General features: G+C 67.4%; 1 protein-coding gene. It reads left to right on the top strand.

The window, feature by feature from the left end; translation table 11 throughout:
* Positions 1-160 (top strand): DUF6113 family protein (locus BFF76_RS34220; RefSeq protein ID WP_244167370.1); only part of this gene is annotated, 160 nt, incomplete at its 5' end.
* Positions 161-239 lie beyond the last annotated feature (79 nt).

Here is a 239-nt window from a genome sequence, read left to right as displayed (position 1 = left end):
CATCGTCCTCCTCGGCGGGCGGCCCGAGGGCGATTACGTCTTCGGTGAGGAGATCGGCCTGGCCCTCTTCATGCTCGGCGGCATGGCGGTCGCTGTGATGTGTGCCACGATGTCGCGGCTGCCTCATCACGCCGACGGCAGCGGTCGGTCCGGCACATGATGTGGTATGACCGCTCCCGGATTGCCCCTCCGCACGGTGATGGGTGCATCCTTGTTCCCCGCGGGCGCGGAGAGTCCTA

It is taken from the genome of Streptomyces mutomycini (genome assembly GCF_001700505.1).
In the GTDB taxonomy this organism is placed as follows: Bacteria; Actinomycetota; Actinomycetes; order Streptomycetales; family Streptomycetaceae; genus Streptomyces; species Streptomyces mutomycini.
This window is presented reverse-complemented; position numbering and strand designations above follow the sequence as displayed.